At 39.6% G+C, this 25,328-nt stretch carries 25 protein-coding genes; 11 read left to right on the top strand and 14 right to left on the bottom strand.

The features are described 5' to 3' along the window. Positions 1-98: 98 nt before the first annotated feature. The 9 genes from tgt (at position 99) to thiL (ending at position 8,529) form a co-directional block, all read left to right on the top strand. Entirely contained in the window at positions 99-1,241 is a 1,143-nt protein-coding gene (gene tgt, locus JEP40_RS01215; protein ID WP_109408011.1) for a tRNA guanosine(34) transglycosylase Tgt, read from the top strand. 85 nt (positions 1,242-1,326) lie between these two features. Beyond that, positions 1,327-1,662, top strand: a complete 336-nt coding sequence (gene yajC / locus JEP40_RS01210) for a preprotein translocase subunit YajC (RefSeq protein ID WP_006535133.1) — start codon at positions 1,327-1,329, stop codon at positions 1,660-1,662. 32 nt (positions 1,663-1,694) lie between these two features. Then, on the top strand, positions 1,695-3,542 hold the full coding sequence (gene secD, locus JEP40_RS01205) for a protein translocase subunit SecD (protein ID WP_198622089.1): 1,848 nt from the start codon (positions 1,695-1,697) through the stop codon (positions 3,540-3,542). Positions 3,543-3,552: 10 nt separating this feature from the next. Beyond that, positions 3,553-4,521, top strand: coding sequence for a protein translocase subunit SecF (gene secF / locus JEP40_RS01200; protein WP_194951853.1), 969 nt, complete (start codon positions 3,553-3,555; stop codon positions 4,519-4,521). A 116-nt stretch (positions 4,522-4,637) separates the two neighbouring features. Beyond that, a complete protein-coding gene (gene nrdR, locus JEP40_RS01195) occupies positions 4,638-5,087 on the top strand; it encodes a transcriptional regulator NrdR (protein ID WP_006535128.1) in 450 nt (149 codons plus the stop codon). Between the two features lie 70 nt (positions 5,088-5,157). Continuing rightward, a complete protein-coding gene (gene ribD, locus JEP40_RS01190; RefSeq protein WP_198622088.1) occupies positions 5,158-6,312 on the top strand; it encodes a bifunctional diaminohydroxyphosphoribosylaminopyrimidine deaminase/5-amino-6-(5-phosphoribosylamino)uracil reductase RibD in 1,155 nt (384 codons plus the stop codon). A gap of 212 nt (positions 6,313-6,524) precedes the next feature. Then, positions 6,525-6,995: a 6,7-dimethyl-8-ribityllumazine synthase gene (gene ribE, locus JEP40_RS01185; RefSeq protein WP_036932916.1), complete on the top strand. Its 471-nt coding sequence runs from the start codon at positions 6,525-6,527 to the stop codon at positions 6,993-6,995. 28 nt (positions 6,996-7,023) lie between these two features. Then, complete coding sequence (nusB, locus tag JEP40_RS01180; protein WP_198622087.1) at positions 7,024-7,440, top strand: transcription antitermination factor NusB; 417 nt, start codon at positions 7,024-7,026, stop codon at positions 7,438-7,440. A gap of 105 nt (positions 7,441-7,545) precedes the next feature. Next, positions 7,546-8,529, top strand: a complete 984-nt coding sequence (thiL, locus tag JEP40_RS01175; protein ID WP_198622086.1) for a thiamine-phosphate kinase — start codon at positions 7,546-7,548, stop codon at positions 8,527-8,529. Positions 8,530-8,624: 95 nt separating this feature from the next. Here the strand turns inward: thiL and JEP40_RS01170 are convergent, their stop codons facing one another. The 10 genes from JEP40_RS01170 to xseB form a co-directional block, all read right to left on the bottom strand. Beyond that, a complete protein-coding gene (locus tag JEP40_RS01170; protein ID WP_198622085.1) occupies positions 8,625-8,960 on the bottom strand; it encodes a zinc ribbon domain-containing protein YjdM in 336 nt (111 codons plus the stop codon). Positions 8,961-9,343: 383 nt separating this feature from the next. After that, the gene (gene rbsR, locus JEP40_RS01165; protein WP_198622084.1) at positions 9,344-10,354 is read right to left on the bottom strand and encodes a ribose operon transcriptional repressor RbsR; all 1,011 of its coding nucleotides are present in this window, start codon (positions 10,352-10,354) and stop codon (positions 9,344-9,346) included. A gap of 4 nt (positions 10,355-10,358) precedes the next feature. After that, positions 10,359-11,285 carry a ribokinase gene (gene rbsK / locus JEP40_RS01160; RefSeq protein ID WP_198622083.1) on the bottom strand — a complete coding sequence of 309 codons (927 nt, stop codon included), beginning with the start codon at positions 11,283-11,285 and terminating at the stop codon, positions 10,359-10,361. Between the two features lie 78 nt (positions 11,286-11,363). After that, the gene (gene rbsB / locus JEP40_RS01155; protein WP_196556155.1) at positions 11,364-12,254 is read right to left on the bottom strand and encodes a ribose ABC transporter substrate-binding protein RbsB; all 891 of its coding nucleotides are present in this window, start codon (positions 12,252-12,254) and stop codon (positions 11,364-11,366) included. A gap of 41 nt (positions 12,255-12,295) precedes the next feature. After that, a complete protein-coding gene (gene rbsC, locus JEP40_RS01150) occupies positions 12,296-13,261 on the bottom strand; it encodes a ribose ABC transporter permease (RefSeq protein WP_036932908.1) in 966 nt (321 codons plus the stop codon). Position 13,262: 1 nt separating this feature from the next. Further along, a complete protein-coding gene (rbsA, locus tag JEP40_RS01145) occupies positions 13,263-14,771 on the bottom strand; it encodes a ribose ABC transporter ATP-binding protein RbsA (protein ID WP_198622082.1) in 1,509 nt (502 codons plus the stop codon). 7 nt (positions 14,772-14,778) lie between these two features. Further along, positions 14,779-15,198, bottom strand: a complete 420-nt coding sequence (gene rbsD, locus JEP40_RS01140) for a D-ribose pyranase (protein WP_198622081.1) — start codon at positions 15,196-15,198, stop codon at positions 14,779-14,781. Positions 15,199-15,745: 547 nt separating this feature from the next. Next, positions 15,746-17,611, bottom strand: coding sequence for a 1-deoxy-D-xylulose-5-phosphate synthase (gene dxs, locus JEP40_RS01135; RefSeq protein WP_198622080.1), 1,866 nt, complete (start codon positions 17,609-17,611; stop codon positions 15,746-15,748). Positions 17,612-17,677: 66 nt separating this feature from the next. Next, entirely contained in the window at positions 17,678-18,601 is a 924-nt protein-coding gene (gene ispA, locus JEP40_RS01130; protein ID WP_198622079.1) for a (2E,6E)-farnesyl diphosphate synthase, read from the bottom strand. Continuing rightward, positions 18,602-18,865 (bottom strand): exodeoxyribonuclease VII small subunit, encoded by a 264-nt coding sequence (gene xseB / locus JEP40_RS01125; protein ID WP_198622078.1) that lies wholly within the window; start codon positions 18,863-18,865, stop codon positions 18,602-18,604. It lies immediately after the preceding gene. A 201-nt stretch (positions 18,866-19,066) separates the two neighbouring features. Between xseB and thiI the strand changes: the two genes are divergently transcribed. Continuing rightward, positions 19,067-20,518, top strand: a complete 1,452-nt coding sequence (gene thiI, locus JEP40_RS01120) for a tRNA uracil 4-sulfurtransferase ThiI (protein ID WP_198622077.1) — start codon at positions 19,067-19,069, stop codon at positions 20,516-20,518. A 71-nt stretch (positions 20,519-20,589) separates the two neighbouring features. On the opposite strand, the gene yajL is transcribed toward thiI, so the two are convergent. Continuing rightward, positions 20,590-21,207, bottom strand: coding sequence for a protein deglycase YajL (gene yajL, locus JEP40_RS01115; protein WP_198622076.1), 618 nt, complete (start codon positions 21,205-21,207; stop codon positions 20,590-20,592). Beyond that, positions 21,176-22,096: a 2-dehydropantoate 2-reductase gene (gene panE / locus JEP40_RS01110; RefSeq protein WP_198622075.1), complete on the bottom strand. Its 921-nt coding sequence runs from the start codon at positions 22,094-22,096 to the stop codon at positions 21,176-21,178. Before panE ends, yajL begins: the two co-directional genes overlap by 32 nt. Before the next feature lie 229 nt (positions 22,097-22,325). Between panE and JEP40_RS01105 the strand changes: the two genes are divergently transcribed. Next, positions 22,326-22,817, top strand: a complete 492-nt coding sequence (locus JEP40_RS01105; protein WP_072063676.1) for a YajQ family cyclic di-GMP-binding protein — start codon at positions 22,326-22,328, stop codon at positions 22,815-22,817. Positions 22,818-22,895: 78 nt separating this feature from the next. Here JEP40_RS01105 and JEP40_RS01100 read toward each other — a convergent pair whose 3' ends face one another. Both JEP40_RS01100 and cyoE read right to left on the bottom strand, forming a co-directional pair. Next, positions 22,896-24,266, bottom strand: coding sequence for an MFS transporter (locus tag JEP40_RS01100; RefSeq protein ID WP_198622074.1), 1,371 nt, complete (start codon positions 24,264-24,266; stop codon positions 22,896-22,898). A gap of 173 nt (positions 24,267-24,439) precedes the next feature. Continuing rightward, on the bottom strand, positions 24,440-25,324 hold the full coding sequence (cyoE, locus tag JEP40_RS01095; protein WP_198622139.1) for a heme o synthase: 885 nt from the start codon (positions 25,322-25,324) through the stop codon (positions 24,440-24,442). Between the last annotated feature and the right edge of the window lie 4 nt (positions 25,325-25,328).

The raw sequence follows: 25,328 nt of genomic DNA, 5'->3' as shown, positions 1-25,328 counted from the left end.
GTTTTTGTTGAAGTAACATATACAGCCGTCTAACAAATGATTAGAATATGCTGTTTTTTATTACGCATTGGACTGTTTTTCTGATGCTTGGAGGATGAGTGAAATACGAATTAGATAAAACCGACGGTAATGCTCGTCGCGGTCGCCTTATTTTTGAACGTGGTGTTGTTGAAACACCTGCATTTATGCCAGTGGGCACTTACGGTACTGTAAAAGGAATGACGCCTGAAGAAGTAAAAGCGACAGGCGCACAAATTCTTTTAGGTAATACCTTCCACTTATGGTTACGCCCAGGCCAAGAAATCATGAAATTACATGGTGATTTACATGATTTTATGCAATGGCAAGGCCCTATTTTAACAGATTCGGGTGGTTTCCAAGTCTTTAGTTTAGGCGCAATGCGTAAAATTAAAGAAGAAGGAGTTCACTTTCGTAACCCTATTAACGGCGAAAAGATTTTCTTAAGTCCAGAAAAATCAATGGAAATTCAATACGATTTGGGCTCTGACATTGTGATGATTTTTGATGAATGTACGCCATATCCTTCAGACTGGGATTACGCAAAAAATTCAATGGAAATGTCATTACGTTGGGCTAAACGTAGTCGTGAACGCTTTGATGAACTCAATAACAAAAATTCATTATTCGGTATTATTCAAGGTGGTGTTTACGAAGATTTACGCGATATCTCCGTAAAAGGGCTAGTCGAAATTGGTTTTGACGGTTACGCTGTCGGCGGCCTTGCAGTAGGTGAACCTAAAGAAGATATGCATCGTATTTTAGAGCATGTTTGCCCTCAAATTCCTGCAAATAAACCGCGTTATTTAATGGGTGTTGGTAAGCCAGAAGATTTAGTTGAAGGTGTGCGTCGCGGTATTGATATGTTTGACTGCGTTATGCCAACACGAAATGCACGAAATGGTCATCTGTTTGTGACTGATGGTGTGATTAAAATTCGTAATGCAAAACATCGTTCAGATACATCAACATTAGATGAACATTGTGACTGCTATACTTGTAAAAATTATAGCCGTGCCTATTTACATCATCTTGATCGTTGTAACGAAATTTTAGGCGCAAGGCTGAACACTATCCACAACTTGCGTTATTATCAGCGTTTGATGGCTGAAATTCGTCAGTCTATTGAAGACTCGCGTTTTGAAGAGTTTGTACACGAATTCTACGAACGTATTGGAAAACCCGTACCACCGCTAAATGGCAGTGCGAGTAAGTGTGATTAATGTATACGAGAAAGCCCAATTCTGTGTATGATATTGGGCTTATAACTTGAATATCGTCGATATCGACAACAATGAGGAAAAGTGAATGAGTTTTTTCATTTCTGATGCTGTTGCTTCTGCTGGACAAGCAGCACCTGAAGCTAGCTTTATGTCTATTTTACCGATGTTAGTGATCTTTATTCTGATTTTCTATTTTATGATCCTACGTCCACAGCAAAAACGTACTAAAGAACATCGTAAACTGATGGATTCTATTGGTAAAGGTGATGAAGTTTTAACAACGGGTGGTTTAATCGGTCGTGTTGTTAAGGTTTCAGATAACGGCTATATCGTTGTTGCTCTGAATGAAACAACTGAAGTAACTATCAAACGTGACTTTGTTGCCGCTGTATTACCTAAAGGCACAATGAAAGCTATTTAATTACATTTCCCCAAAGGGAAAAGGGAACTGCCGTGCTAAACCGTTATCCTTTGTGGAAGTACCTGATGTTGATAGCCGCTATCCTCATCGGTCTGCTTTACGCACTTCCTAACCTATATGGTGAGGATCCGGCTGTTCAAATCACTGGCGCGCGGGGAACCGCCGCCAATGAGCAAACACTGGATCAAGTTCGATCTTTATTAGATAAAGAAAACATTGAAGCGAAATCTATTGCACTTGAAAATGGTGCGATTTTGGCTCGTTTCGGTAACCCTGACATTCAGTTACGTGCTCGTGAAGTGTTGTTGCCTGCATTAGGCGACCAATTCATTGTTGCGCTTAACCTTGCACCGGCAACACCAAAATGGCTAGAAGCTATTGGCGGTGAGCCGATGAAGCTAGGGCTAGACTTACGTGGTGGTGTTCACTTCCTAATGGAAGTTGATATGGAAACTGCGTTAGGTAAACTTCAAGAACAAAATGTTGAAAGTCTACGTACATTATTACGCGACGAAGGCATTCCGTATTCTTCTATCCGTAAAACGGATAGCTATGGCGTTGAAATCCGTTTCCGTAACTCGGATGATCGCTCTAAAGCTTCAGATTACCTGACTCGTCGTAACCAAGATCTCATTTTTAGAGATGGCGCAAATAACTCATTGAGAGCTATTTTTACTGACGAACGTTTACGTGATGCGCGTACTTATGCGGTACAGCAAAATATTACTATCTTACGTAATCGTGTTAACCAGTTAGGGGTTGCCGAGCCATTAGTTCAACGCCAAGGCGCTGACCGAATTGTTGTTGAATTACCGGGTATCCAAGATACCGCACGCGCTAAAGAAATTTTAGGTGCAACAGCAACATTAGAATTCCGCTTAGTTAATACTACCGTTGATCCTTCTGCTTTAGAGACTGGCCGTATTCCGGGCGACTCAGAAGTGAAATATACCCGTGAAGGTAGACCAACTATTCTTTATAAACGCGTTATTTTAACGGGTGACCACATTACTGATTCAACCTCTCAGGCTGATGAATATGGTCAACCTCAAGTGAATATTTCACTTGATAGTGCGGGTGGTTCTATCATGTCTAACTTTACGAAAGATAATGTCGGTAAGCCGATGGCGACTCTTTTCGTAGAGTATAAAGACAGCGGTAAACGTGATGAGAACGATCGCGCAGTATTGGTGAAAAGTGAAGAAGTTATCAACGTTGCGAACATTCAAAGTCGTTTAGGGAATAGCTTCCGTATTACAGGCATTTCGAATGCGAATGAAGCACGTCAGTTATCACTGTTATTACGTGCTGGTGCGTTGATTGCACCTATTCAAATCGTTGAAGAAAGAACGATTGGACCAACCTTGGGTCTGCAAAATATTACCCAAGGTTTAGAGGCATGTTTATGGGGTCTGATTGCATCTGTTGCCTTTATGATAATTTATTATCGTAAATTTGGTGTGATTGCGAGTACGGCATTAATGGCAAACCTAGTGTTAATCGTTGGGGTAATGTCACTATTACCTGGCGCAACACTCACCATGCCAGGTATTGCAGGTATCGTCTTAACACTTGCCGTCGCCGTCGATGCCAACGTACTGATAAACGAACGTATCAAAGAAGAGTTACGTAATGGTCGCTCAGTACAACAAGCAATCCATGAAGGTTATAAAGGCGCCTTCTCCAGTATTATTGATGCGAACTTAACCACACTGATCACAGCGGTGATCCTTTATGCAGTCGGTACCGGCTCGATTAAAGGCTTTGCTATCACCACTGCTATCGGGGTTGCAACTTCCATGTTTACCGCTATCGTCGGTACTCGTGCGATTGTAAACCTGCTGTATGGTGGTAAACGCGTTAAGAAACTGTCTATTTAAGGAGCACGTTGTGGCACAGGATTATACTGTTGAACAATTAAACCATGGTCGTAGAGTCATTGACTTTATGCGTTGGGACAACGTCGCCTTTAGTATTTCGTTTCTGCTTTTGATAGCGTCAATTGCTATCATTTCCGTGAAAGGATTTAACTGGGGACTGGATTTTACAGGTGGTACAGTAATTGAGATTAATCTCAGTCAACCAGCCGACCTTGATAAAATGCGTGATAGCCTAGATGCTGCAGGCTTCAAAGATCCTCTGTTACAAAACTTTGGTAGCAGTCGCGATATTATGGTGCGTATGCCTCCTGTTGAAGGACAGGCTGGCCAAGAATTAGGTAAGAAAGTTATCGATGTTATCAATGCTGAAGTTGATAACGATGCTGTGGTAAAACGTATTGAATTTGTTGGGCCAAGTGTGGGTAGTGAATTGGCTCAAACAGGTGCAATGGCGTTATTATCTGCACTTATCTGTATTCTTATCTATGTTGGATTCCGTTTTGAGTGGCGTTTGGCACTAGGTGCTGTTATCGCACTTGCGCATGACGTAGTTATTACGCTGGGTGTGCTTTCACTGTTCCATATAGAGGTCGATTTAACCATTGTGGCATCATTGATGTCTGTTATCGGTTACTCACTGAACGATAGTATCGTAGTATCAGACCGTATTCGTGAGAACTTCCGTAAAATTCGTCGGGGTACTTCATATGAAATTATGAACGTTTCACTGACACAGACATTAAGCCGTACCATCATGACATCAGCAACAACATTATTGGTTGTATTAATGCTGTATATCTTTGGTGGTTCAATGCTTCAAGGTTTCTCTTTAGTTATGTTAATCGGTGTTTCAATCGGTACTATTTCTTCTATTTATGTGGCTTCTGCATTAGCACTGAAAATGGGAATGAAACGTGAGCACTTGATTGTACAAAAAGTGGAAAAAGAGGGTGCAGATCAGACAACACTCTTACCATAATAGAGCGTTTTTCTGATAAAACATCGCAAACACCCTGCCAGTGTATACTGACAGGGTGTTTTTTGTTCATTGAACAGGTACACTGTTTATGAGTATTGTCAAAAGTAGGAATAACTATGCATTGCCCATTTTGTGGAGCCGTAGATACCAAGGTAATTGATTCCAGACTTGTTGGTGATGGTTCACAAGTGCGCCGTCGTCGCCAATGTCTTGTTTGTCATGAACGTTTTACTACCTTTGAAGTAGCAGAGCTTGTGATGCCTCGTGTTGTGAAAAGTGATGAAATACGGGAACCTTTTGATGAAGAGAAACTTCGTCGAGGTATGCTTAAAGCATTAGAAAAACGTCCTGTTAGCTCGGATGATGTCGAAGCTGCGATAAGCCATATCAAATCACAATTAAGGGCAACAGGTGAAAGGGAAATACCTTCAAAAGAAATTGGCAATTTTGTTATGGAACAACTAAAGAAACTCGATAAAGTGGCTTATATTCGCTTTGCTTCTGTTTATCGTAGTTTTGAAGATATTCGTGATTTTGGCGAAGAAATTGCAAAATTACAGGATTAATATATTAATACTGTGCTTTATTTAATGATTTGAAAAATAACGATAAATAATAAAATAACATGTAATTATTATGACAAATAACAACAGCAACAACCAACACGAAAATGAAAGCCTAAACGATGAATACTACATGCGCCGAGCTATTGAGCTTGCTGCATTAGGTCGCTTTACAACATCACCTAATCCGAATGTAGGCTGTGTGATTGTTAAAGAGGGAGACATTGTTGGCGAAGGTTATCATCATCATGCTGGTGGCCCACATGCAGAAGTTAATGCGTTGAAAATGGCAGGTGATAAAGCAAATGGGGCAACAGCTTATGTTACGCTTGAGCCTTGTAGCCATTTCGGTAAAACACCACCTTGCGCTGATGCTTTGATTAATGCCGGGGTAAAACGTGTTGTTGCTGCGATGCAAGATCCTAATCCTCAAGTTGCAGGTCGTGGATTGCACAAATTACTATCAGCGGGAATTGATGTCTCACATGGCATATTAATGCAAGAAGCTGAAAAATTGAATGTTGGTTTTTTCAAACGTATGAGAACAGGTTTCCCTTATATTCAGTTAAAACTTGGTGCATCTTTAGATGGTAAAACAGCATTAGCATCAGGTGAAAGCCAATGGATAACATCTAAAGCATCCCGCCGAGATGTGCAAAATTTCAGAGCTCAAGCAAGTGCTATTTTAACCACTAGCGCGACAGTATTAACAGATGATCCCTCCATGAATGTGCGTTGGGATGAGCTTTCAGATGAAATCAAAGCTATTTATCCTAAAGAAACACTACGCCAACCTATTCGTATTGTCACTGATAGCCAAAATAGAGTAACTGACAATCATAAAATTACTCAATTGGAAGGTGAATGCTGGTTAGCGCGTACAAAATCACAGCCAAGTGATTGGCAAGGCAACGTATCAGAAATTCTATTACCAACGAATGGTAAAAATAGTGGCGTAGATTTAGTATTACTAATGATGCAATTAGGGCGACGTAATATTAATACTGTATGGGTTGAAAGCGGGGCACAATTTGCTGGAGCCTTATTGGAATCCGGGCTTGTTGATGAACTTATTATTTATATCGCACCTAAAATTTTAGGGGATGATGCACGAGGTTTATTTGCACTTTCTCCCCTTTCATCATTATCCGAAGCTCCTGAATTTACAGTAGATTCACTTCAACAAATTGGCTCTGACATCAGAGTTTGTTTAAAACCTCGTTATTAATAGACGCAAATAAGTGTGTCTACGGCGCTATTTGTAGTAAAATAGCGCCGTGTGTGTTATTTCCTGTCGTTACGACATCGTTATCAGCCAACTAAATGCCTTGATTTATCAAGGGTTTTTGGCTCCTTTACTGTGTAATAATAAAACAGAGCGCAGTAAGGGAAAGAATATGATAAAATCCGCGCCCCGCGGATAGGAGAAAAAGGTAACCTATGAACGTAATCAAAGGTGTTGTCGCGGCGCCAAACGCACGCGTAGCAATTGCAATTGCCCGTTTTAATAATTTCATCAACGACAGCTTATTAGAAGGTGCGGTTGATGCATTAGAACGTATTGGACAAGTTTCCTCTGAAAATATTACCGTCGTTTGGGTTCCAGGTGCTTACGAGCTACCGTTGACAGTTAAAGCTTTAGCTGAAAGCGACAAATACGATGCAGTTATCGCGTTAGGTACTGTTATCCGTGGTGGAACCGCACATTTTGAATACGTTGCTGGCGAATGTAGCTCTGGTTTATCTCAAGTTGCAATGCAAAGTGAGATCCCTGTGACTTTTGGTGTTTTAACCACTGAAAATATTGAACAGGCTATTGAACGCGCAGGGACCAAAGCGGGCAACAAAGGTGCTGAAGCTGCAATGACAGCACTTGAAATGATCAATGTACTTAAAGCCATAAAAGGCTAATCATCTGTTTTAACTAAAGGGGAATTTTGTGAAACCTGCTGCTCGTCGTCGTGCTCGTGAGTGTGCTGTTCAGGCTATCTACTCATGGCAATTATCCGGAAATGACATCGCGGATGTGGAATTGGAGTTTTTATCCGAGCAGGATACCCAAGGTGTAGATATTGCTTATTTTCGTGAGCTTTTAGTGGGTGTTGCCATTAATGCAACACGTTTAGATAAGGCAATGGAGCCTTATTTATCCCGCCAACTTGAAGAGCTTGGTCAAGTTGAAAAAGCAATTTTACGTTTAGCAATGTTTGAACTAAGCTTCCGCGAAGATGTTCCTTACAAAGTTGCGATTAACGAAGCGATTGAACTGGCTAAGGTATTTGGTGCTGACGATAGCCATAAATTTGTTAATGGCGTGCTTGATAAAGCGGCACCAACAGTACGACGTAAAAAATAACGTTTTTCACGTTTCCTCTATGGTAAATAATTCAAGGCCGGTATTTTTCCGGCCTTTTGTTTAATAAAACGAGTTTAGTAGGCACAGCTAAATAGGAAATTGATAATGCCTTGTGGTGAATTCTCCCTTATCAAACAATATTTCACGTCACAGCCAGTAAAACGAAAAGACGTAAGTACAGGTATTGGTGATGACTGCGCAATATTGACAGTACCTGAAAAGCAGCAAGTTGCGATTAGTACCGATACTTTAGTCAGTGGCATCCACTTCCTTCCTTCTATCTCACCTGAAGATTTAGCCTATAAAGCGTTGGCTGTAAATATTAGTGATTTAGCTGCCGTAGGAGCTGATCCCTCTTGGGCATCGTTAGCATTAACATTACCTGATACAAACAGTGAATGGCTTGAGGCTTTTAGTCGTTCTTTCTTTGCATTAGCAGATTATTATGCAATTCAGTTAATTGGTGGTGATACCACTCGAGGTCCTTTAAGCTTAACAATCACAATACAAGGACTGGTTCCTCAAGGAACCGCATTATTGCGCTCCGGTGCTAAAATTGGCGATTGGATTTATGTTACTGGCTTTTTAGGTGATAGCGCCGCAGGGCTTGCCATACTACAAAATAGATTACAACCAACAGAAAAAGAACATAGCGACTATTTTGTCGCAAGGCATTTGCGCCCTCAGCCTCGTTTATTACAAGGTCAAGCATTGCGCCATTTAGCGACATCTGCGATTGATATTTCTGATGGACTTATTTCTGATTTGAACCATATTCTTACGGCAAGTGGTTGTGGTGCGCGCTTAAATTTAGACGCATTGCCTTACTCGCCAGCGATGAAAGCGCAAGTGAGCGAAGAACAAGCGGAGATTTGGGCATTAAGTGGTGGCGAAGATTATGAATTATGCTTTACGGTGCCTGAAATCAATCGTGGCGCGCTAGAGATTGCATTAGCGCATACTGGAGCCGATTTTCATTGTATAGGGCAAATTATGCCGATTGCTGAAGGGATCCGTTATTTACGTGATGGTAAAGATGTACACCCTAATCTTAAAGGGTTTGATCACTTTAGTGACGTTAACGAGTAGCTTAGCTTGAATTTTAAAGGCGCTTTGTTAGCGCCTTCGATGGTATTGATAATATCTAACACTATGTTTAAAAAGATTATTAATAATCTATTATCTTAGCTCTTTTTCACAAATTCAGATTTCAATTTCATTGGTCCAAAACCATCAATTTTACAATCAATATTATGGTCGCCCTCCACTAAACGGATACCTTTTACTTTAGTACCGATTTTTAGCATAGTTGAGCTACCTTTGACTTTCAGATCTTTAATTACAGTCACTGAATCGCCATCAGCTAATAAATTGCCGTTAGCATCTTTAACTACTAACTCATCGGTATCAATGACAGGTTCTGCATCGTTCCACTCATGAGCACATTCAGGACAAACATACATTGCACCGTCTTCATAGGTGTACTCTGAATTGCACTTAGGGCAAGAAGGTAATGACATAATAATACTCTCAAATTTTATCAAAATGGGAAGTGATTAATCGTCAAAATGAGGATAACACTTGCCCCATAAATTAAAGGACACATTATCGTTTAAGCATGAAAATTTTAAAGTAATGCCTTAAATGACTTAGCATCAGATAATGCGAAAGGGCGATAGTATAATAGATTTTATGAAAATTTGCATCTTTCACTAGTTATGACATAACGAATGAGAAAAAGTAGGTTAAATATAGAGAATTAAATAAGGAAAAAAGATAAATAGGTGTAGTTTGATTTTTATTTAACTTATTGATATTAATTGTTTAATCTTATATAGATAACTAAAAATAAATGCCCTCACCTTAAAAGAGAGCATCAGCAATAATAGTATTAATCTTCTTGTTATGACTTTACAAAATTACTCACTGATCCACGCTCTATAAGTTTGGGGGTAAGAACCAAAACATTGTCATCAGCATCGATATTTTTCATACGATGTAATAATTGGCTGACAGCAAGTTTACCTAATTCATCTTTAGGTTGGTGAATAGTAGAAAGAGGAGGGATCATATAAGTGGCTAGATCGATATCGTCATAACCCATGACGGAAATATCATCAGGTACGCGCAAGCCTTTTTGATAAATGGCTTGATAAGCACCAACAGCCATCGCGTCATTACAGGTAAAAACCGCTTGTGGTAATACAGGAAGTGAGAGTAATTTTTGCATGGCGCTAAACCCACCTGCAAATTCAAAATCACTGGTTAACACAAACTCTTCTCGAATAGTGAGTCCAGCTTTTTGCATCGCATTGTAATAGCCTTGCAAACGATGTTTGGCTGGGAGTTTATCTTGTGGGCCTGCAATACATGCAATTTCTGTAAAGCCTTTTTCAATCAGATAATTGGTGGCGATTTCTCCTCCAAGTAGGGAGTTATCTTGTATAATATCTCCGCCGTATTCAAACGGAGACCAATCCATCATGACCATAGGTAAACGAGGATAACGATTTAGCACCTCATGAGAGGGCGCTCTAGCTTCTGTTGACATCAATAATAAGCCATCGACACGTTTTTGTAGCAAGGTTTCAAGGCTACTATCCATACGTTCGTAATCCCCTTCGGTATTACATAGGATCAAACTATAGCCTTTTTCATAGCAACTACGTTCAACACCTCGCACAACTTCTGCATAGAATGGGTTGCTACTGGCTGTCACTAGCATACCAATAGTGTGAGTACAGTTCATTTTTAAACTGCGCGCTAAAGCAGAAGGCGCGTAATTTAAGGTTTCGATAGCATCGTTAACCTTTTTACGAATACCTTCGCTAACATAACGATTGTTATTGATAACGTGAGAAACAGTTGATGTCGAAACGCCCGCCAAACGGGCGACATCTTTCATTGTTGCCAAAGTACTATGCTCGCTCTGCTAAAAATGATTCGATTTCATGACGCCAAGGAACAGATGATTGCGCACCATGACGTGTAACTGCAATGGCAGCTGCTGCGTGAGCAAAACGGATAGCCTCAACGGAAGGCTTCCCTTCTAATATTGCAGTGACAAATGCACCGTTAAATGTATCACCTGCGGCAATGGTATCAACAGCTTCAACACGAAACCCAGGAATTATTATGCCTTTCCCTTGTTCACTAAACCATACACCACGGCTACCCAAAGTGATAAGCACTTGTTTGATACCTTTTTGATGTAAAATATCGGCAGCTTTTGCTGCACCCGCTTCATCATGCACAGAAACGCCGGTTAATATTTCGGCTTCCGTCTCATTTGGAGTGATAACATCAATAAAACTCAGAAATTCATCAGATAAAGGTTGAGCTGGCGCTGGGTTTAAAATGACTTTTGTATGATGTAATTTTGCCAGTTTAGCGGCTTCAAATACAGTATCCAACGGTGATTCTAACTGCATTAATAAAGCATCAGAATGTTCAATAACGTGATGATATTGCTGAAAAAGTATAGGCGTTAGTGCGCCATTTGCACCTGCAACAATGCTAATTACGTTTTCACCTTGTTCATTAACAAGGATCATTGCAACACCGGTTGGTGTTTGTGGAATAATGCTAATTGCATCAATATGAATATTATCTGTTTTAAGTTGTGAGATTATCTCACTGCCAATCGCATCATCACCGACACAAGCAATAAAGGTAATATCGGCGCCACTGCGACCACAAGCAACGGCTTGGTTTGCACCTTTACCACCAAAGGCTATTTTGTATTGATGACCAATAATGGTTTCACCTGGTTTTGGAAATTGTGAAATATTCATAATGTGGTCAACATTAATGCTACCTAGAACAGCAAGGCGAGGTGTTGTCATAGCCTTTATCCTTGTGAAAACGTGTTTTAATGATCAAATCCACCACGGAGCAACATCACTCCGTGGTATTTATTGTTGTTATTTCTTAATAACTAACTCAAGTTCGACAGGGATTGTTGCATCCACTTTTTCGCCTTTGAGAATTTTATCTGCTGTTTGAATGCCGATAATACCAATTTGATCTGGGCGCTGAGCGATGGTTGCACCTAACATGCCACGGTTTACCGCTTTAATACCATCGTCAGTGCCATCGAAACCAATCACTAATACATCGGTACGACCCGCAGTTTGCAATGCACGCAATGCACCTAATGCCATTTCATCATTTTGTGCGAAAACAGCTTGGACAGCAGGGTAAGCTGTTAATAGATTTTGCATCACGTTAAGACCTTTAGTGCGGTCGAAATCAGCCGGTTGGCTTGCTAGTACATTTAGTTTATGGGCATCTACAGCTTGTTTAAAGCCTTCACCTCGTTCACGAGATGCAGAGGTTCCAGTGATCCCTTCTAGTTGAATGACTTTGGCATCATTAGCCACTTTTTCAGCAATATAATCACCGGCCATTTTACCGCCAAGGCGGTTATCAGAAGCAACATGGCTGACGACTTCACCTTTGTTTGCAACGCGATCTAAAGTGATAACTGGGATCTTAGCTTTATTCGCTAAAATAACTGCATTACCTACAGCATCTGAGTCTGTTGGGTTAATGAGCATTAAGCGTGTGCCTTTTACGGTTAAATCTTGCACATTAGCAAGCTCTTTAGCTGGATTATCCATCGAGTCGAGCACAACTAAGTCGTAACCTAAGCGATTTGCTTCTTTTTGTGCACTGTCTTTCATGGTGACAAAGAATGGATTATTAAGTGTAGAGATAACAAGCGCGATAGATTCTTTTGCAAACGCATTAGCGCTGATTGTGGCGCTTAATGCAACAACAGAAAGAAGTGTTGCCATTTTTTTGAGTTTCATAATATAAATTCCTGTCGGGTTCGGATTAAGAGAATAGAGAGTTATTTTTTGTTATCTACCAAAACAGCAAGTAAGATGACCACCGCTTTTACTATCATTTGATAATTTGATGATATTCCTAATAAGTTCAATGCATTATTTAAAAAACCTAGAATAAGGGCACCAATTAATGTACCGATAATACGGCCTTTACCACCCGCAAGACTGGTGCCACCTAAAACAACTGCAGCAATGGCATCTAACTCGTAGCCATTACCTGCCATCGGTTGTGCCGATGAAAGGCGAGCAACTTCAATCACGCTAGCAAGGGCCGCTAATAAACCACACAGTGCATAAACAATAATTTTGATTTTATCGACGCTAATGCCAGATAAACGTGTTGCCGATTCATTTCCCCCAAGCGCATAAATATAACGACCTAAACGGGTATGATGTAATAAATACCATGCGCTCAAAAAGACAATCATCATGAGCCAGATTGGGGTCGGAATACCAAACGGACGGCCAATACCAAACCAGCTAAAGAGATCAGCATTATCGCTAAAGCCAGTATTAATTGGGCTACCATCGGTATAAACACGGGTAACGCCGCGCAGTAGTAGCATCATGACTAACGTAGCAATAAAGGCTTGAACTTTACCTTTAGCAACGATAATCCCTGTCACACCACCAATAGCTGCACCAAGTGCTAACGCACCGACAACTGCAACAAGGGCATTAACGTCAGCACCAACCATAGACGCTGCCACAGCCCCAGTTAACGCAAGTAATGAACCCACAGATAAGTCGATACCAGAGGTTAAAATAACAAGAGTCATACCAACAGCCATAATGGCGTTGACGGATGTTTGTTGGAGAATGTTGAAGATATTATTTAAGGTAAAGAAATTAGGGCTGAGTGTGGAAACGACAACAATCAGAAGTAGCAATGCAATCAGTGATTTTTGTTCTAATAGCCATGCTTTTGAGAACCAACGTTTTGACGCTGGAATTGAATTTGTGCTCATATCAAACTCCTACCTTAGCGTCATATTGTTTACCAACAGCAGCTGCCATTAGCATTTCTTGTGTGACATTGTGAGCTGAAAACTCACCGCTAATACGACCTTCATGCATCACCAAAATACGGTCACTCATTCCCATTACCTCAGGCATTTCAGAAGAAATTAAGATGATGCTTAATCCTTCTTGTTTAAATTTATTAATTAGCTGATAAATTTCTTTTTTAGCACCAACATCTACACCACGAGTAGGTTCATCAAGAATAAGCACTTTAGGGCGAGTCATCAGGCCCCTTGCTATAGCCACTTTTTGTTGATTTCCCCCTGATAAAAAGCCAATAGTTTGATTCATTGAAGGGGTCTTTATATTGAATAATTTAATAAAATCACCGACAGTGAGTTGCTCTTCTTTATGATTGAGCACACCCATGCCACGGCTAAAATAACGAAGTGCGGTCAGTGACATATTCTCTTTCACTGACATACCTAGCACTAAGCCATCTCGTTTTCTGTCTTCAGAGATATAAACAATACCTTGTTCTAATCCTTCTACCGGCTTTCTGATTTGGCAGGGTTTACCATCTAGTTCTACGGTGCCATTGGTTTTGGGTAATGCACCATAAATAATTTTCATTAATTCTGTACGACCAGCACCCATTAAACCTGAAATACCGAGAATTTCACTTTCATGTAATGAGAAACTGACATCGTGAACATCTTCACCACTGAGGTTAATGACATTGAGTTTGGTTTTGCCTTGGGGGATGTTGATACGAGGATATTGGTCTTCTAACTTACGGCCAACCATCATTTCAATGAGCGTATCTTCTTGTAATATGCTAACGGGCTTTTCACCAATAAACTGACCATCTCGCAGTACGGTGACATCATCACAAATCTCAAAGATCTCTTTTAAGCGATGTGAGATATAAACAATGCCACAACCTTGATCTCTTAGTTCACGAATAACACTAAACAGAGATTCAGTTTCTGTATCGGTTAATGCATCTGTTGGTTCGTCCATAATAATGACTTTAGAGCCAAAACTGAGGACTTTGGCGATTTCCACCATTTGCTGATCACCAATCGATAATTCAGACACTAAACGGTGACTACTATAAGCGAGGTTTAATCGAGCTAATAACTTATCAGCCTCAGCATACATTTTCTTCCAATCGATAGCCCCAAAAGCACGCGTAAACTCACGGCCTAAGAAGATATTTTCTGCAATGGTTAATTCTGGGATAAGGTTAAGCTCTTGGTGAATAATGCCTATTCCAGCTTCTTGTGATGATTTAGGACCATTGAAGGAACAATGTTCACCTTGATAAATAACTTCACCCGCATCTTTTTTATAAATGCCGGTAAGCACTTTCATCAATGTTGATTTGCCAGCACCATTTTCACCCACTAAGGCCATCACTCGGCCGGGATAAATTCGCAGAGTAGCGCCTGATAGTGCTTTTACACCAGGGAATGACTTATCAATAGCTTTAAGTTCGAGTAAAGGTTCCATATTGTCCTCAGAAAGTCACACCAGAAAACAACACAATATTGGCATAAGGTGTACATTCACCTGTTCTAATAACAGCTTTATTTTCAGTAAGTTGCTTTTTGAATGCTTCATGTGAAACATATATGATTTGAATGTTTTTTTTCTGTTCTTGCTCTAATAAATTAAGATAAGAGACTATCTCATTAAAAAGGATGGGATTAATGATCTTAATTTCTTCCGCCAGCATCACGGCTTCAACTTGCATCTCGTGAGTGATTGTTTGCAATACCGACATAAAGTCAGGAATACCCTGTGTTAGCGCGAGATCAATACGTTCAACAGAAGAGGGAATGGGTAATCCGGCATCTGCAATAGTGATTTTGTCAGTGTGTCCTAAACGTGAAATTACGCTAGAAATAGGACTATTTAGTAATACGCCTTTTTTCATATTTCCTCCTCAGCGAAACGTTTCGCTGTTTATATAGTAGAAAAGAAAAAGGGGAAAACAAGTTTGATTTATTCAGATTGTGAGCATGATCGAAACGTTTCGTTGGTAAATAAAAAGAAAGAAAAATCTAACTGATTGAATAAATTCACGCTGAATGGATTCAAGAAGAGAATATTTTAATTGCAGTAATTTTCATGAAATATGAGTTATAGGCTACATATTATAGAGAGGAGTTTGAGTAATAATAATACTAGGTTTAATTTATTATTAAGTTTTCCTTATGTAAGGGGGCTGTATGGGATGGATAATTGGTATCATTATTTTTTTTGCTCTTGTGTCAGCTATTTTTAAACCTAGTCATTGTGATGTCTGTAACCTTAGTTTTAAAAGGAAATATTACACATGGACTATCGATGGTAAGAAACAGCACTTATGCCCAAATTGTAATTCAAAAATGAATAGAAGAATTAGTAATCAAAGATTTAATAGCCGTTTTGGTAAGTAATGAGCATAGAAAAATGCCCGTTTAAAACGGGCATTTAAGGCGCTATTTAGCTAGATAATCCGTAATAGATTTTTCAATACCAACGGCATCAAGTCCTAAGTCAGCTCTGATCTCTTCTTGTCCACCTTGTGGCACAAATAAGTCAGGAATACCTAGGTTTAAGACAGGTACTAAGCAACGCTCTTGCATGAGTAACTCGTTTACGCCACTGCCAGCACCACCCATAATGGCATTCTCTTCGAGTGTTACCAACATATCATGCTGTTCAGCCAGAGAAAGGATAAGTGATTTATCAAGCGGTTTGATAAAGCGCATATCCGCAACAGTTGCATCTAGTTTTTCTGCGACTTCTAATGCTTCTGGCAGTAATGTACCAAAGTTTAAAATAGCAATCCCTTTACCTTGACGGCGAATAATTCCTTTACCCATAGGCAGTGCATTAAGTGGTTGTAATGGTGCACCAACACTTGAACCTCTTGGATAACGTACGGCAACAGGACCATCTTGATAATGATAACCTGTATGAAGCATTTGGCGACATTCGTTTTCGTCGCTTGGTGCCATAATAACCATATTAGGAATACAGCGTAAGAATGAAAGATCAAATGCGCCTTGGTGAGTTTGACCATCTGCTCCCACAATACCGCCACGATCAATGGCAAATAAAACAGGCAGTTTTTGAATGGCAATATCGTGGATCACTTGGTCGTAAGCACGTTGCAAAAACGTTGAGTAAATAGCAACAATAGGCTTATAACCACCAATGGCTAAACCTGCTGCAAAAGTAACGGCGTGTTGTTCTGCGATCGCAACATCAAAATATTGTGATGGATACTCTTTTGAGAAACGCACCATACCAGAGCCTTCGCGCATAGCAGGGGTAATTGCCATCAGTTTTCGATCGGTTGAGGCTTCTTCACATAACCAGTCACCAAAAATTTTGGAAAACGTAGGTCGTGCATTAGGGCTTTTAGGTAATGTACCTGCTTGTGGATCAAATTTAGGTACCGCATGCCAACTAATAGGATCACGTTCTGCAGGGGCATAGCCTCGACCTTTTTTGGTCATAATATGCAGAAGTTGAGGGCCTTTTAGATCACGCATATTAGCGAGTGTTTGTACTAACGCAATAACATCATGACCATCAACAGGGCCAATATAGTTAAATCCTAACTCTTCAAACATGGTGCCTGGAACGACCATGCCTTTGATATGTTCTTCTGTCTTTTTCAGTAATTCTTTTATTGGTGGAATACCAGAAAAGACTTTTTTTCCACCTTCACGCAAAGTGGTATACAGTTTGCCAGATAATAATTGTGCAAGATGATTATTCAATGCACCAACATTTTCTGAAATCGACATCTCGTTATCATTAAGTACAACGAGCATATCAGGCTCAATATCACCTGCGTGATTCATCGCTTCAAAAGCCATACCCGCAGTAATTGCACCATCACCAATAACACAAACTGTTTTTCTATTCAGTTTTTCTTGTTCGGCGGCAACAGCCATGCCTAAACCTGCACTGATAGAGGTTGAGGAGTGACCGACACAAAGTTTGTCGTATTCGCTCTCTTCACGCCAAGGGAAGGGATGTAACCCATTTTTTTGGCGAATAGTATCAATACGGTCACGGCGACCCGTTAAGATCTTATGGGGATATGCCTGATGACCTACATCCCAAACGAGATTATCAAAGGGGGTTTTATAAACATAATGAAGAGCAACCGTTAACTCAATAGCACCTAAACCTGAGGCGAAGTGACCACTTGAGCGGCTGACACTGTTAAGAAGAAATAGCCTTAGCTCATCACAGAGTTTAGGTAAACTCTCTTTTGGTAATAGGCGTAAATCTTCAGGTGTTTCAACCAACGCCAATGTGGGATATTTTTCGATATCAATGCTCATGTGATGCCTATTAATTAATCACTTGTAATAGGGAAAGAACAGGTAAGCTGCTCTCTTTATTTTTTATTAGTTTTTCCGATCGACGATAAAACTCGCTAATTGTTTAAGCGTGGTTGTATCGTACTCGTATTGCTCAAGAAACGCTAAGGCATCCAGTGCTTCGTTATACAATTCCTGTGCTTTCTTTTGAGCTTGTTCTAAACCCAAGAGAGCTGGGTATGTACTTTTTCCTGACTCTTGGTCGCTACCTTGCCGTTTTCCAGTTTCTTCAGTGCTTCCGATGACATCTAAAATGTCATCTTGCACTTGGAATGCAAGGCCAATAGAGTGAGCATATTTGTCTAATGCAGGTAATACATCATGACCTTTAGAACCTGCACTATATGCACCTAAACGAACAGCTGCACGAATTAATGCGCCTGTTTTGTGTAAATGGATTTTTTCAAGGGATGCAAGATCAATTGATTTATCTTCGGCTTCAAGATCAAGAGCTTGACCACCACACATACCTGAAAGACCACTCGCTGTGGCTAATTCAGCAATCATTGCAACGCGATCAGCCATTGAGACATCGGGCATTGGTTTTTTTGCTAAGATCTCAAAAGCCAGAGTTTGTAGTGCATCACCCGCTAAAATAGCGTTGGCTTCACCGAATTCGATATGACACGTTGGTTTACCTCGGCGTAGATCATCATCATCCATCGCAGGTAAATCGTCATGAATAAGGGAATAAGCGTGAATACATTCCACTGCAGCTGCCGGAGCATCAAGGTTTAGTGCTGGGACTTTAAACATTTCGCCAACAGCATAAACAAGGAAAGGACGTAAGCGCTTGCCACCTAAAAGAGCGCCATAATGCATGGCTTTACCTAGAGGCATGTCGGTAAATGGTAAAGCTGATAGCGCTTGGTTTAACGCATCATCGACACGCTGGTGGGCGGAATCTAATTTATGACGGAACGCATCCGTATTTGAAGTTGCGTTACTCAATTATTCTGCCTCTTGGATAAAATCATCAGGAGTTGCATTATCGTCTTCTTTTAGAAGAATACGAACACGCTGTTCAGCATCTTGTAATGTTTTTTGTCCAACACGGGCTAGACGAACGCCATGTTCAAACTCATTAAGCGCTTCTTCTAAAGGGAGTTCACCGGATTCTAAGCGGTTTACGATTTGTTCAAGTTCTTGCATGGATGCTTCGAAACTTGGTGTTTTTGCGATGTCTTCGTTAATTGATGTCGTTTTCTTAGCCATAATATTTTTGATAATAAAGCATGTTAGCGCTGAATAATAGCGATCATCTTACTACAAGTAAGATGAAAATTTCTTATTCAGTCGATGATTTTTGCGGGTGAGCCCTAAATATTGGTGATATACTTTGTGACTTTTATAAACTCCAGTCAATTTACATCACTGTAGTTTATGTTTCTACTTAATAACCTATGACCATTGACTATGAAGTTTATTATTAAATTATTCCCCGAAATTACGATCAAAAGCCAATCTGTTCGTATACGTTTTATCAAAATCCTCACTAGCAATATCCGTAATGTATTAAATGCAATCGGCGATGAGATCACTGTTGTCCGTAATTGGGATAACATTGTGGTTGTGAGTAAAGATGAAAGTAAAAGTGAAGCAGTATGTGATGCATTAACACGTATTCCTGGTATTCATCACTTTTTACAAGTAGAAGAGCATCCTTATACCGACTTACATAATATTTTTGAGCAAACTTTTGCAGCATTTAAGCATTTAGTTGAAAACAAAACATTCTGTGTTCGAGCCAAACGTCGTGGTAAACACAGTTTTACTTCCAATGAGGTTGAGCGTTACGTGGGTGGTGGTTTTAACCAACACGTTGAAAGCGCAAAAGTGAAGTTAACACGTCCAGATGTCACCATTAATTTAGAAATTGAAGACGACAAGCTTATTTTAGTCAATGCGCGCTATGAAGGTATTGGTGGTTTTCCAATTGGCACACAAGAAGATGTTTTATCGCTGATTTCTGGTGGCTATGACTCAGGTGTATCAAGCTATATGCTAATGCGTCGTGGTAGCCGAGTTCACTATTGTTTCTTTAACTTAGGTGGCTCTGCGCACGAAATTGGTGTTAAACAAGTCGCCCATTATTTATGGAATCGTTTTGGTCGTTCTCATAAAGTGCATTTCGTTGCGGTTGACTTTGAGCCTGTTGTCGCAGAAATCTTAGAAAAGGTTGATGATGGCCAAATGGGCGTTGTGCTAAAACGTATGATGGTACGTGCAGCATCAAGAGTCGCAGAACGTTATGGTGTTCAAGCGATTGTAACGGGTGAAGCATTAGGCCAAGTTTCTAGCCAAACCTTAACTAATTTGCGTTTAATTGATAATGCGACAGATACCTTAATTCTGCGCCCTCTTATCACACATGATAAAGAAAATATTATTAATATCGCTCGTCAAATTGGTACAGAAGATTTTGCTCGTACGATGCCAGAATTTTGTGGGGTAATTTCAAAAAGCCCAACAGTGAAAGCCGTTAAAGCGAAAATTGAAGCGGAAGAAGAGAAGTTTGATTTTTCTATTCTTGATAGCGTTGTTGAAAATGCCAAGAATATGGATATTCGCCGTATTGCAGAAGAAACTGTACAACAAGTTACAGAAGTAGAGATGGTATCTGAATTTGGCGCTAACGATGTTATTCTGGATATTCGCTCACCAGAAGAGCAAGAAACATCGCCATTAAAAATGGATGGTATTGATGTTAAAGAATTACCTTTCTATAAACTCAGTACGCAGTTTGGTGATTTAGATAAAGCAAAAACCTATTTACTGTATTGTGATCGCGGAATGATGAGCCGTTTACAAGCATTGTATTTACGTGAACAAGGTTTTGAGAACGTTAAAGTGTATCGTAAGAAATAGTATATAACGCTTATATTTTTGATAAAACTAGAACCGCTTCAACGATATTATATCATTGCGGTTCTATCTATTTATCTATCCCCGAACCCAGTAAACTCATCTTGGTAATTATAAATCCCCGGTGGCAATACTAGTTGTTTGGCGACATCAGCCGCGGCTTCTTTGCCTTTTAAGCGTTCGATAATTTTTAGTGCAAAATCGATAGATGTTGCGGGCGCTTGGCTAGTAATTAAATTAACTCTTTCATCATAATAGACACGATAATCTACCCATTTTTTAGGTGATATTTTATCTTTTAATGCAGGGAAGCCTGTCATATTCCCAATAGGGAAAATATTATGAGTTTCAAGAATTATTGCAGGAGCAGCACAAATCGCCGCCACAAGTTTATTTTCACTGTGCATGCGACGTACTTTTTCAACCACTAAAGGGCTATCTCTTAATGTTTCAGTGCCTTGCAATCCACCGGGGAGAATAATAACGTCATAGTGATGATCAACAACACGAACTAAAGGCGCATCAGCGATAAGTTTAATACCACGAGAACAAGTGATTACAAGATCATCAACATCATCTTCTGCGCTGGCGAGCACAACATGAATACCGGCCCTTACTAATAAGTCTACCGTGGTTACGACTTCGGTTTCTTCACTTCCATTAGCTAGGCAGATGATCGCTGATATGGTCATAATTACCTTCCTGTTGTTTGATAAATTGAAAAAGATGATTATTTCCCGGCAAGACAAGGCCTTGCGCTGACGCCCGACGTAATAAATAACCAGTAATATAGTCGATCTCTGTATGGCGTTGATATTTCACATCTTGATACATAGATGAATAATTATTTGCTGTTTGTTCTATGGTATCAATAATGTAGCCATGTAGATGTGTTTTAGAAGTAGGGACAACACCTTCACGCTCCATCACTTGATAAACTTCATCACAAATTTTGTGAATGTGCTCAGGATAGCGTAATAAATCCCCATTGCGACACTGATAATAAACAGTTAATGGATTAATAACACAGTTTACGGCTAATTTTAGCCAACTAATGGTATGGATATCATTGTGCCAAGCAACATCGGGTAATGCATGATGTAGTATTTCTGCTAAATGACTGTATTGCTGAGCAACACTATTTAATGGGCCAATATGTGTTATACCTGTGGCTGTATGAATAACGTCTTGGCCTTGTTGATAAGCGCCATGAGTAATAATGCCTTGCAAAATTGGCCTAGTTATAGAGTGTTGTGTTGCTGTTAGTTCATCAACAGTTCCCATACCATTATGAATTAATAAAATAGGACATTGTGCAGATAAATAAGGTAGAAGTGCATTTACAGCATCTGAGACTTGCCACGATTTTAAGCAAACAATAAGTAAATCGCTTTGTTTTAACCATTCAAGCTGATTCGTGATAATACGCTGATAAAAAGGCTCACCATTAATATTATCGACACTTACATCTAAAAAAGGTTGGGGCACTCTTAGCCAGCCTTGTACTTCGTGAGCTTGAAGTGTTAATGCGGCGACCCAAAGTTTACCTATTGAACCACATCCTAAAACGGTAATTTTCATTGTGCCTCTTCTTTTGAAAATCGTAATAGAGTAAGGCGGTGACTTGCGCTGTCACTAGACTATCTTTCTGAAATTATAACATTGATTGTGCTTCTCTGTTTAAAGTATGTTTGCTCTTTACTATCATCATGAATTTGAGTGATAAAGTCGTTATTGAATGTGCAATGCTTTTTTGCAACCCTAAAAGAAGCTATTATTTGAGTTGTATTTATTTATTGAGGAAGAAAGAATGCCATCTTTTGATATCGTATCTGAAGTTGACTTACATGAAGTGCGTAATGCGGTGGAAAACGCACAACGTGAACTGACTACTCGTTGGGATTTTCGTAATGTCGAAGCCAGTTTTGAATTAAACGAAAAAGCAGAGTCAGTGAAAACGACCAGCGTATCTGAATTTCAGGTTCAGCAATTATTAGATATTCTGCGTGAGAAAATGGCAAAAAGAGGGATTGATGGTGCAGTATTAAATATCCCTGAAGAAATGACTCACAGCGGAAAAATGTACAGCGTAGAAGCAACTTTAAAACAAGGGATTGATACTGCATTAGCGAAGAAAATTGTTAAGCTAATTAAAGACAGTAAATTAAAAGTACAGGCTCAAATTCAAGGCGAACAAGTTCGTGTTACAGGCAAATCCCGTGATGACTTACAAGCGGTGATGAAATTAGTCCGAGAAGGTGAGCTAGGACAGCCATTTCAATTTAATAACTTCCGTGACTAACAGTTTATTCATTTAGTCATAAAAAGTGCGCTGAATAAACAGCGCATTTTTGTTTTCATTCTACAAACTGATTGTGAGTTAAACTGAAGGGATTAAAGATTCTAATGTTGCTCTCGACGTTTGTTTTGTGTCCACTTTGATATAAGCACTTTGCTCATCAGTAATAATCACAACCTCATTAACACCGGGTTGTTGTTTAAATATTTGTTGTAGTTTTTGTTGCTGACCTAAAGATAAATTAGGCGGTAATTCAATACGTAAACTACTAACATAAGCGGGCTGACGTAAGGTTAAACTAATCAAAAACCAAATAATGCCAATCACTAAACAGCCTAAAAATACGATTTGTGCATCATAATGCTGATAAAGCCATCCACCTAAAATACCACCCAATGCCACACCTAAAAATTGGCTGGTGGAATAAATACCCATTGCCGTACCTTTATAGCCAGCGGGTGCTTCTTTACTAATTAATGAAGGTAGTAATGCTTCCATAATATTAAAGCCAATAAAAAAGACCTGAATGCCAGCAATAATTAGCCATAAACTAGAGCCTGAGCTCATTAAAATAACTTGAGCGATAATTAGTAAAAAGATACAGAATAAGAAAATCTGTTTCATTTTACGTTTTTTTTCTGCGTAGATAATAAAGGGTAATACGCTAATAAAGGCGACAAGCATAGTGGTAAGATAAACAATCCAATGCTTTTCTTTTGCTAAGCCCGCGCTACTCATAACTAGAGGAAGTGCAACAAATGCCGCCATTAATAAAGTATGTAGTGAAAAAATACCAGTATTCAGCTTAAGAAGCTGTGCATCAAATAAGACCTTTTTTACATTGCCACGGACAAAACCAGATTCTCGATTAAGAATATGATGTTCACTATTGGGAACGGTAAAAAGCGTAATAATAATTCCACCAAAGGCGAGTAGGGCTATTCCCCAAAAGAGCCCATGTAAACCAAAAATATGTGTTAAGACAGGCCCTAAAACGAGGGCTAAAGCAAAAGTTATCCCAAAGCTGATACCAATAAAGGCCATCGCTTTTGTTCTATTTTGTTCCCGAGTTAAATCGGAGAGTAAAGCCATAACTGCGGCTGATATAGCTCCAGCACCTTGTAGCGCTCGACCAATAATAATGCCGTAAATATTGTCACTAAGAGCTGCAATAAGGCTTCCGGCAATAAAAATAATTAGACCGAAAACAATCATAGGTTTTCGACCCAATTTATCAGAGAAAATACCAAAAGGAATTTGGAATACCGCTTGTGTTAATCCATAAATACCGATGGCTAATCCAATGAGAGATTCTGTTGCATGTTGTAGTTGAAGCCCATAAGTGGTCAAAACAGGGAGTACCATAAACATGCCAAGCATGCGAAGAGAAAAAACAGTACCTAGTCCCCATGTTGCTTTGCGCTCTAATGGGGTCATTTTATTATCATTCATGGATTACCTCGTATTACTGATACCCCATTGTAATGGCATTTTATAACGAGGTTAATCAATAAATGGGATGCAAAAAAGTCAAAACTGTACTGATATATTCTTTAGTCGCAAAACAGGATAAAAAAAGACCAGTCAGAAGGCTGACTGGTCTTTCGGTTACTTTAATAAATACATTATCTTAAATAAGCAAAGACAGTTTCTGTTGAGCTTGTTGGATCAACCGACATCATTACACTTAATGAAGTGATTGCCACAATAGAGAAAATAAATAATTTTCGTGCCCATACTTTATCATTGGTTGCTTTATAACCGGATAAAGCCATGCCCAACCACCAAATACTGACGGCAGAAGCGACTATTAGATATTTATAGCCCGCATATCCAACTAATGTCAGCATTAAGGTTGCGATCATAAATGCCAGAATATAAAGAATGATATGGCGTTTAGCGACTGAGATCCCTTTAATAACCGGTAATACAGGAATATTAGCTGCTTGGTAGTCTTTAAAACGGAAAATTGCAATGGCATAAGAGTGAGGCATCTGCCACAAACTAAAGATAAGTAATAGGATTGCCGCACCTGCATCAAATTCACCGCTAACGGCACAATAACCGATAACAGGGGGAGCAGAGCCAGATAAACTTCCAATCAGCGTGCCATAAACAGATTTACGTTTCATATAGAGGCTATAAACCCCAACATAAATAATAAAACCAAATACAGCGATAAGCATAGCAAGCGGGTTGGCTGCTACATAGAGCAGCACAACACCTGCGATACCTAATACTGAGGCATAAATCAGGCTAATTCGAGGGTCAATTAATCCTTTAACTAATGGGCGATTCTTCGTTCTTTCCATGATACGGTCAATATCACGGTCAATATAGTTGTTAAAAACACAACCAGAAGCAACGACCAGAGACACCCCAAGTAGAGTCGCGACAAATAGGGGGTAGTCAATCTCACCTTTGGAGGCGAGAAGAAAACCACCTATTACAGAAATTAAATTTCCGAAAATAATTCCTGGTTTGGTGACTTGTAGGTATTGCTTAATCATAGCG

The sequence above is a fragment of the Proteus vulgaris genome (assembly GCF_016239305.1).
GTDB lineage: Bacteria > Pseudomonadota > Gammaproteobacteria > Enterobacterales > Enterobacteriaceae > Proteus > Proteus vulgaris_C.
This window is presented reverse-complemented; position numbering and strand designations above follow the sequence as displayed.